General features: G+C 70.6%; 9 protein-coding genes and 1 pseudogene. 8 read left to right on the forward strand and 2 right to left on the reverse strand.

Features of this window, described 5'->3' with window-relative positions:
- Positions 1-678, reverse strand: a 678-nt coding sequence (locus FV228_RS13170; RefSeq protein WP_147855036.1) for a hypothetical protein, incomplete at its 3' end; no start/stop codon positions are given.
- Positions 679-964: 286 nt separating this feature from the next.
- Between FV228_RS13170 and rfbC the strand changes: the two genes are divergently transcribed.
- The 4 genes from rfbC to rfbA all read left to right on the forward strand — a co-directional run bounded on the left by rfbC (position 965) and on the right by rfbA (position 4,467).
- On the forward strand, positions 965-1,516 hold the full coding sequence (gene rfbC / locus FV228_RS13175; RefSeq protein ID WP_147855044.1) for a dTDP-4-dehydrorhamnose 3,5-epimerase: 552 nt from the start codon (positions 965-967) through the stop codon (positions 1,514-1,516).
- 109 nt (positions 1,517-1,625) lie between these two features.
- Complete coding sequence (gene rfbB / locus FV228_RS13180) at positions 1,626-2,675, forward strand: dTDP-glucose 4,6-dehydratase (protein ID WP_147855037.1); 1,050 nt, start codon at positions 1,626-1,628, stop codon at positions 2,673-2,675.
- Positions 2,675-3,580, forward strand: a complete 906-nt coding sequence (rfbD, locus tag FV228_RS13185; RefSeq protein WP_147855038.1) for a dTDP-4-dehydrorhamnose reductase — start codon at positions 2,675-2,677, stop codon at positions 3,578-3,580. The genes rfbB and rfbD overlap by 1 nt, the downstream gene beginning before the upstream one ends.
- On the forward strand, positions 3,577-4,467 hold the full coding sequence (gene rfbA / locus FV228_RS13190) for a glucose-1-phosphate thymidylyltransferase RfbA (RefSeq protein WP_147855039.1): 891 nt from the start codon (positions 3,577-3,579) through the stop codon (positions 4,465-4,467). The genes rfbD and rfbA overlap by 4 nt, the downstream gene beginning before the upstream one ends.
- A 62-nt stretch (positions 4,468-4,529) precedes the next feature.
- Here the strand turns inward: rfbA and FV228_RS13195 are convergent, their stop codons facing one another.
- Entirely contained in the window at positions 4,530-4,796 is a 267-nt protein-coding gene (locus tag FV228_RS13195; RefSeq protein WP_147855040.1) for a hypothetical protein, read from the reverse strand.
- Between the two features lie 161 nt (positions 4,797-4,957).
- Between FV228_RS13195 and FV228_RS13200 the strand changes: the two genes are divergently transcribed.
- The 4 genes and pseudogenes from FV228_RS13200 to FV228_RS13215 all read left to right on the forward strand — a co-directional run.
- Positions 4,958-6,055, forward strand: a complete 1,098-nt coding sequence (locus FV228_RS13200; protein WP_147855041.1) for an OpgC domain-containing protein — start codon at positions 4,958-4,960, stop codon at positions 6,053-6,055.
- The gene (locus tag FV228_RS13205; protein ID WP_147855042.1) at positions 6,016-6,903 is read left to right on the forward strand and encodes an SGNH/GDSL hydrolase family protein; all 888 of its coding nucleotides are present in this window, start codon (positions 6,016-6,018) and stop codon (positions 6,901-6,903) included. The genes FV228_RS13200 and FV228_RS13205 overlap by 40 nt, the downstream gene beginning before the upstream one ends.
- Positions 6,904-7,093: 190 nt before the next feature.
- The gene (locus FV228_RS13210) at positions 7,094-8,449 is read left to right on the forward strand and encodes a lipopolysaccharide biosynthesis protein (protein ID WP_147855043.1); all 1,356 of its coding nucleotides are present in this window, start codon (positions 7,094-7,096) and stop codon (positions 8,447-8,449) included.
- Positions 8,446-8,854: pseudogene (locus tag FV228_RS13215) on the forward strand (GNAT family N-acetyltransferase); the annotation flags it as partial. The gene FV228_RS13210 and the pseudogene FV228_RS13215, both read left to right, overlap by 4 nt.

The raw sequence follows: 8,854 nt of genomic DNA on the forward strand, positions 1-8,854 counted from the left end.
GTGCAGCGCCGCGCAGGGCACGAGGCCCGCCGGGATCGGAGCGGTGGCCGCATGCGTCCGGCCGAGCCGCAGGAGCTTGGGCAGGATGTGCGTATGCGGACCCGGCGCGCTCGCGCCGCCGACCGGCGGGATCGGCGTGTAGACCTCGATCCGGCCGATGCGCGCCAGGAACACCCGATGCGGGCTTGTCTCGAGCAGGATGGGTCCGACCGGATTGCCGGGCGCGAAGATCGGTCGCCCGCACGCGGCTCTCAGACAGTCGATCAGGCCGGGATCGGCCACCCGCACACAGGCATCCACCGCCCGGAGCCCGAGGCCGAGATCGAACAGGATTGCCCCGCGATCTTGCGCCCGTGAAGCGGCATCGTCCGGCCCGAGTTCGGTCAGCACGGCGCGGCAGCCCATGGCACAGGCTTGGGCAGGCAAGCATAGGGCGACCGCCTGGCTCCAGCCGTCGGTGAAGCCGGTCTCGTAGGCGAACGGCACCAGATCCGGTGTCGCGGCGAGGGCGACCGCACCCCGCGGCGTCACCAGCCCGATCCGGCCGCCCTCGCAGAACGCGACGGGCTCCGCCGGATCCCGGGAGAAGGCCGCCACAGCCCCGTAGGCGCCAAGGCTCCAGGCGCAGGCCGGGTCGGCGAGGTGGTCGCGCAGCAGGGACTCGACCGAGCCCGTCATCGGCTCTCCTTGGACCGCATCATCCTCGAAGCCGAATCGTTCTTGCCAGAACTGTTTTGGCGAAACCCGTTCCGGCCAAGACTGCGCCCCCGAAAACAACCACCGAGACAGCCGCTCGACCGGCGGCCCCGCAGCCGACACGCCTTGACACGGCCGGCGAATGACCGGAAGTCGCGCTGCGATCATCGAGGTTGATCTCGGCGCGGCCGGCGCGATGCCCGGGACGACCGAGGCGGAGAGGTCCGCGGGGCTGCCCGGCAGCATCCGCGGGGAGGGGCGCGCTGGCATGGACGTGGTCGAGACCGAAATCCCGGACGTGAAGCGCATCAAGCCGAAGCGCTTCGGCGACGCGCGCGGGTGGTTCTCGGAGACGTTCCGAGCCGACGCGATGGCCCGGGCCGGGATCACCACGCCGTTCGTGCAGGACAACCAGTCGTTCTCGGCGCCGCAGGGCACGATCCGCGGCCTGCACTTCCAGGTCGCCCCGCAGGCCCAGGCCAAGCTGATCCGGGCGCTCCAGGGCACGATCCTCGACGTGGCGGTGGATATCCGCAGCGGATCGCCGACCTTCGGTAAGTACGTGGCGGTGACGCTCGACGCCGAGGGCGGCGAGCAGCTCTACATCCCGCACGGCTTCGCCCACGGCTTCTGCACCCTGACCCCGGACGTCATGGTCGCCTACAAGGTCGACGCCTATTACAGCCCGGAGCACGACCGGGCGCTGGCCTGGGACGATCCCGAGATCGGGATCCCGTGGCCGGTCTCGGGCGAGGCCGCGATCCTGTCCGACAAGGACCGCCGCGCGCCCCGGCTCGCCGATCTCGGCCGGGTGTTCTGATCCCGCGTTTCCGGCCGCCGTGCGGCCTGGCCGTATTTCCGTCACGCCGGGCGGTCTTTAGCTTCCGGCAGTTCATTTCCGCACGCGAACGATTTGAAGGGGACCCACCATGCGCATTCTCGTGACCGGAGGCTGCGGCTTCATCGGCTCGGCGCTGGTGCTGCACCTCGTCAACGATCTCGGCCACGAGGTCTGCACCCTCGACGCGATGACCTACGCGGCCAACCCGATCTCCCTCGCGCCGCTCGCCGACAACCCGCGCCACCGGCTGGTCGAGGCCGACATCTGCGATCGCGCCGCCGTGCAGGCCGCCATGGCCGACTTCAAGCCGCAGGCGGTGATGCATCTGGCCGCCGAGAGCCATGTCGACCGCTCGATCACCGATCCGGGCGCGTTCGTGCGCACCAACGTCATCGGCACCCAGACCATGCTGGACGGGGCCCGCGGGTATTTCGAGACCCTGCCGGAGGCGGAGAAGAAGACGTTCCGGTTCCTCCACGTCTCCACCGACGAGGTCTACGGCTCGCTGCCCCCGGAGGCGTTCTTCACCGAGGACAGCCGCTACGACCCGCGTTCGCCCTACTCGGCCTCGAAGGCGGCGTCCGATCACCTGGCTCGCGCCTGGCACGAGACCTACGGGCTGCCGGTGCTGGTGACCAACTGCTCGAACAATTACGGCCCGCGGCACTTCCCGGAAAAATTGATCCCGCTGATGATCCTCAATGCCCTCGAGGGCAAGAAGCTGCCGGTTTACGGCGACGGCCTGAACGAGCGCGACTGGATCCATGTCGAGGACCACGCCAAGGGTTTGGTCGCCGTGCTGGAGCGTGGCCGGATCGGCAACACCTACCTGCTCGGCGGGCGGGCAGTGCGCAACAACCTCGCGGTGGTGAAGGCCCTCTGCGCGGCCTTCGACCGGCTGCGGCCGGCGAACGGGCCCCACGAGCAGCTGATCAGCTTCGTCACCGACCGGCCGGGCCATGACCGGCGCTACGCCATCGACTGCACCAAGGCCGAGACCGAGCTCGGCTGGAAGCCTCAAAAGACCTTCGAGCAGGCGCTCGAAGTGACCGTGGCCTGGTACCTCGACAACGAGAGCTGGTGGCGCCCGATCCGCGAGGGCCGCTACACGGGCGAGCGCCTCGGGCTGACCCGCTGATGGACTTCCTGGTCCTCGGCGGCGCCGGCCAGGTCGGCACCGAGCTGCAGGCCCTGGCCTGGCCGGTCGGAGTTTTGGTGCACGCGCCGAGCCGCGCCGAGCTCGACATCACCGACCCGGGCGCCGTCGCCCGGACCCTGGACGCGCGCGCCTACCGGGCGGTGATCAACACCGCCGCCTATACGGCCGTCGACAAGGCCGAGTCCGACGTCGTCGAGGCCTGGCGCCTGAACGCGCTCGCCCCGGCGATCCTGGCCGCCGCGACGGCCCAGAAGAAAATCCCGCTCGTTCACGTCTCGACCGACTACGTCTTCGCCGGCACCAAGCCCGACCGCGCCTATGCCCCAGACGAGGCGATCGACCCGCAGAGCGTCTACGGCGCCAGCAAGGCCGCGGGCGAACTCGCCGTGCGCACTGCCAACCCGCGCCACGCGATCGTGCGCACCGCCTGGGTGGTGAGCCCGCACCGGGGCAACTTCGTCAAGACGATGTTGCGGCTCGCCGGCGAGCGCGACGCCCTCACGGTCGTCGACGACCAGCATGGCTGCCCGACCTCCGGGGCCGACCTCGCCGCCGCCCTGGCGACCATTGCGCAGCGTTTGGCCGAGGATGCGGACGCGCCCACCGGCACGTTCCATTATGTGAATGCCGGCGCCACCACCTGGCACGGCTTCGCCGAGGCGATCGTAGCCGGGTCCGCCCGGCGCGGGGGCCGGTCGATCCCGGTCACCGGCATCCCGACCTCCGCCTATCCGACACCGGCCCGGCGGCCGGCCAATTCGCGCCTGTCCACCGACAGCCTGACGGCGGCCTACGGCCTCGCGCCGCGGCCCTGGCAGGCGGCGCTCGACGACATCCTCGACCGGCTCGTGGGGCCGGTTCGAGAGGGAGCTTCCAAGCCATGAAGGGCATCGTCCTGGCCGGCGGATCCGGCACGCGCCTGCACCCGGCCACGCTGTCGATCAACAAGCAGTTGCTGCCGGTCTACGACAAGCCGATGATCTACTATCCGATCTCGGTGCTGATGCTCGCCGGCATCCGCGAGATCCTGATCATCTCCTCGCCGGAGCACCTCGACAACTACAAGCGCCTGTTCGGCACCGGCGAGCAGTTCGGCCTGCAGTTCAGCTACGCGGTGCAGCCGCGGCCGGAGGGCCTGGCCCAGGCCTTCGTGATCGGGCGCGACTTCGTGGGCACCGACGACGTGGCGCTGATCCTGGGCGACAACCTGTTTTTCGGCGCCGGCATGAGGGAGTTGCTGAACCAGGCGCGGTCGCGCAAGGACGGCGCGACGGTGTTCGCCTACCACGTCGACAACCCGCAGGCCTACGGCGTGGTCAATCTCGACAAGAGCGGGCGCCCGACCAAGATCGTCGAGAAGCCGCAGAACCCGGAATCGACCTGGGCGGTGACCGGCCTGTACTTCTACGACAACCAGGTGCTCGACATTGCCGCCGCCGTGAAGCCGTCGGCCCGGGGCGAGCTGGAGATCACCAGCGTCAACGAGGCCTATCTCGAGCGCGGACAGCTCTATGTCGAGCGGATGTCGCGCGGCTATGCCTGGCTCGACACCGGGACGCATGACAGCCTGCTGGAGGCCAGCGAGTTCGTCCGCACCCTGCAGAACCGCCAGGGCCTGCAGGTGGCCTGCCTGGAGGAGATCGCTTTCCTCCAGAACTTCATCACCCGCGACCAGCTGATCGCCCGCGGCGAGATGTTCGCCAAGACCAATTACGGCCAGAACCTGCTTCGCCTCGCACGCGAGAGCGAGGACGAGTTGGCGCTGCGGTGACGCCCGAGTGAAAGATCCGGGGCCGAATCGATGGCCCCGGATCGGTCCGGATCGGAAAAGGCCTACTTCGGCGCGCAGCCGATGCAGATGCCCTGCGAGATCTTGTCGTCCTCGATCTGCTGCCGGGTGCGGTCGCGGCGGTCGTTGACCGTGGCGGCGCCGGCGCCGGAGGCGGGTGGCATGGTCTGGCCGACCGACGAGGTGTGCGGCGCCGTGATCGTCGAGGTCGGTCCCCCGCCGGTGCCGGTCTGAGCCTGTGCCGATGCGGCCGTGGTGGCCAGCACCGGCAGCAGGGCCGCGAGGCCGAGGATCGTGATCGTGCGGGTCATCGTAGTGGGATCTCCTTGCCCGGACCTAACGCGAGCGTGACCGCCCGGTTCGCCTGCCCCCGTGAACTCTCCCTTTGTTCGCCTTTGCAGAGGCGGTCCGGCGCCGTATCAGGGGCCGCCGACCCCCGATCCCGTGCCGAAACCCCGGAGCCGCCGCGACGATGCGCGACCCCAACGCGATCGACTTCTGGCGCGGCTTCGCCCTGGTGACGATTTTCATCAATCACATCCCGGGCAACGCCTTCGAGCGCTACACCTTCTCGCAATACGGCATCTCGGATGCCGCCGAGCTGTTCGTGTTCCTGGCGGGTTGGTCGATCGGCATCGCCACGCGCGGGCGCGACGGCAAGCCGGAGGCCGCGGGCAAGAGCGTGGTGCGGCTGCTCGCCCGCACCGTGGAGGTCTACCGGGCGCAGCTCACCGTGATGCTGCTCGCCCTGGCGCTCATCGCCGGCGCGGCGCTGCTGCTCGACAACCCGCTGATCCTGGAATGGCACAATGCCGGCGGGTTCTTCGCAGACCCGATCCAGTCGGTCTGCGGCATGGCGCTGATGACCTACCAGCTCGGCTTCTTCAACATCCTGCCGCTCTACGTGCTGCTGATCGGCATCGCACCGATCTTCGTGCTGGTCGGCCGCGTCAGCCTGATCGCGGCGTTGGCGCTGTCGGGGAGCATCTACCTCGCCAGCCTCGTGTTCGAGTGGAACGTCCCGTCCTGGCCGGGGGAGGGGGATTGGTTCTTCGATCCGTTCTGCTGGCAGGTCCTGCTGGTGCTGGGTTTCGTGCTCCAGGGCTGGAGCCTGCGCTCGGACACCCTGCGGCGCTGGTCGCGGCGCCTGGTCCCGGTCGGCTTCGCCATCGTCACCGTCGGCGTCGTGCTGGCCGTGACCGAGATCCGGCCGGATCCCCTGATGGTGCCCGAACCGCGGCTGCTGTTCACGTTCGAGAAGACCTACCTGACACCGGCGCGGCTTCTTCATTTCCTGGGGGTATTGCTCGCCTTCGCTCCGCTTTACGCACTTATAGCTCCCCGAATCGGGGTCGTCGGGCGCTATCTCAGTCAGCTGGGCCGGAACTCGCTGGCGGTCTTCTCGATGGGCTCGATCCTGAGCCTGTTCGGGCAGCTCGTGCGTTTCCAGACCGGCGGCGGCGTGCTGGTCGATATGCTGGTCGCCGGAAGCGGCCTGGTGGGTCTGGGGTTCACCGCATGGTTCGTCGAATGGCGCACCCGCAGCAAGTCGTCCCGGCCCCGGCCGTGAGGCGCAGGCGCGCCTTCGGGATCCGCCGGGCGCTGGCCGGCCTGATCCTGGGTCTCGCGGCGCCGATCCTGGCGGTTGCGGCGGAGCAGCCGGCGGATCCGGGTCCGGGCGATCAACCCGGCCTGTCGCTGGAATGCCGGGTGCCGGGCGCTCAGCTCTACACCATGGCCAAGCTCGGCGCGGTCCGGACCGCGCTCAGCGAGAACCGCGCCCTCAAGATCCTGGCGATCGGCGGCAGCTCCGCGCCGGGCGCCTCGGCCTCGTATCCGGCCAAGCTCGAAGCCGCCCTGGAACGGGCCCTGCCCAAGATCGACGTGACCATCGACCACCGCGGGCTGCCCGGGGAGATCGCCTCCGGGGCGTCCGAGCGCCTGCGCACCATGGTGGCCGAGGCGGAGCCCGACCTCGTCGTCTGGCAGGTCGGGACCCACGACGCCATCGCCCGGGTGGATGCCGACGCGTTCGCCAGCTCGCTGAGCGAAGCCGTGGCCTGGATCCGCTCGCACGGGATCGACGTGGTGCTGGTCGATCCGATCTACACCGCCAGCATGGTGGCGGATGTCGACTACAACCGGATCGTCGACGCGGTCCGGACGGTGGCGAACGAGCAGCAGGTGCCCCTGGTCCGGCGGTACGAGGCCCTGCGCTACTTGTCGAGCCGAACCGAGAAGGGCGAGAGCCACATGCTCGGGCGGCAGTTCCGGCTGAACGATCTCGGCCTGCGCTGCATGGCCGAGCACGTGGCGTTGACCATCGCCACCTCACTCGCCCGGACCGAGGCCGCCCCGGAACCGACGACCGCGCCGGGCCCCGCGCCCTTAACCGAGCCGCAACGCGCCCCGGGCTAGACCCCTCATCCCGAGACCGTTCTTCGGCGGTGACTGGAACAGCGTCCTGGATACAGGATCCGAGGATCCCGCGTCCGAGGATCCCTGGTGTCTGGCGCCGCCTTCACGGGATCGACGGGCATCATCCGGCTTCGAAGGCCGGCCCCGCCTTCAGGGTGATGCGCGAAATGAGCCCGGCGCGGAGCGCGTAGTGTCAGCCACGGCCGTCCCAGCCCGCTCCCTGCTCGCCTCCGCCGGCCGGCGCCTGCATGCCCTGCGAGGCGGCCCGGCGCGGGCCGCGCTTACCGTCTTCGCCATCCGGGTCGGCGCGGCCGGCTTCGCGTACGCAGCGCAGGTGCTCGCCGCCCGGCTGATGGGCTGGGACGCCTACGGGGTGTTCGCGTCGGTGTGGGTCTGGACCGCGATGCTGGGCCATACCCTGACGCTGGGCCTGTCGCAGGGCGCCTGCCGGTTCGTTCCCTGTGATCAGGCCCGGGGCGACCTCGACCTGGCTCGCGGATACATCCGGGCCGGCGCCCTGGTGACCGGCGGGGCGGCCATCAGCGTGGCCGCCCTCGGCGCGTCGCTGCTGTGGCTCGAGCCGGGCCTGTTCGCTCCGGCCTACCGGGCGCCGATCGCGGTGGCTGTGTGCGTGATGCCGCTCTTCGCTCTCCAGGATTACCTCGAAGGGGTGGCGCGCAGCCAGAACTGGGTCGGTCTCGCCATCGCGCCGCCCTACCTGCTGCGCCAGAGCCTGATGATGGCCTGCATGGTCGGCGCCGTCCTGCTCGGAGCCCCACCCCGGGCCGAGGTCGCGATGGCCTGCATGCTGGTCGCGGCCGCGATCGCCACGGCGCTCCAGGCCGCCCTGCTCGTGGCGCGCCTGCGGGCGGGCCTGCCGGCCGGGCCGCATCGCTATCATTGGCGGACCTGGCTCGGCACGAGCCTGCCGATCGCCGGGATCGACCTGGCCAATGCCGGCTTCACCTTCGTGGACGTGATCGTGCTCGGCGCCCTGGTGAGCCCGGCCGAGCTCGGCCTGTATTTCGCCGCGACCCGGATCCAGCAATTCGTGGTGTTCGTGCACTTCGCCGCCAGCGCGGCGACGCTTCAGCGCTACAGCGCCGCCCAGGCCCAGGCCGACCGCCCGCTGCTCGCCGACCTCGTCCGCCGGCAGGGCCGGCTGACCGCCGCCGCCACCCTGCTGGTCGGCGGCGGGATCGTGGTCGCAAGCCCCCTGCTGCTGGCGATGTTCGGCCCCGGCCTCGGCTCCAGCGTTCCGATCCTGGCCGTGCTGGTGGCCGGCAGCGTCGCCGCCAGCCTGTTCGGCCCCGGCGAGGACCTGCTGACCATGCTGGGCGGGGAGCGCCTCTGTGCCGGCATCACCGCCGCCATGCTGATCGCCGCCGCGCTCCTGTGCCTGGTCCTGATTCCACCGTTCGGAACCCTGGGTGCCGCGTTCGCGGTGGCGCTGGCGACGATCACCCGCGCCATGCTGCTGGCCGGCGCCGCGGGACGCCTGCACGGGCTGCCGACTCCGATCTGGTCCGCAGGAGCGACGCGATGATCGTCCACGCCGCCGCCGCGTTCGGAAGTCCTCCCGGCCTGGCGGCCTCGGTCGGTCCGGCCCCGGATCCGGAGGCGTGGGACGCCTTGTTCACCGCGAGCGCCACGCCCCACCCCCATTACGCGCACCACTCGGTCGCCGCACACCAAGCCACCGGGATGCTCCCCGAGGCTGTGAGCTTCGTCACGGTCCACCGCGGGGATCGCCTGGCCGCGCTCCTGCCGTTCGCGCTCCGGCGCGACTTGACCGGCCTCGGTGGCCGGGTCGCACGGCCGTTCTTGTCGCCGCTGGTGACGGCCACGGCGCCCCTGGTGATCGACGGCCCCGAGCGCGCCAGCGCGGTCGAGGCCCTCGTTGCCGGCCTGGAGCAGGCGTCCGGCGGCCGGGCCTGGCGCTGGCCCCTCC

Origin of the sequence: Methylobacterium sp. WL18, assembly GCF_008040015.1 — a bacterium.
GTDB classification, from domain to species: Bacteria; Pseudomonadota; Alphaproteobacteria; order Rhizobiales; family Beijerinckiaceae; genus Methylobacterium; species Methylobacterium mesophilicum.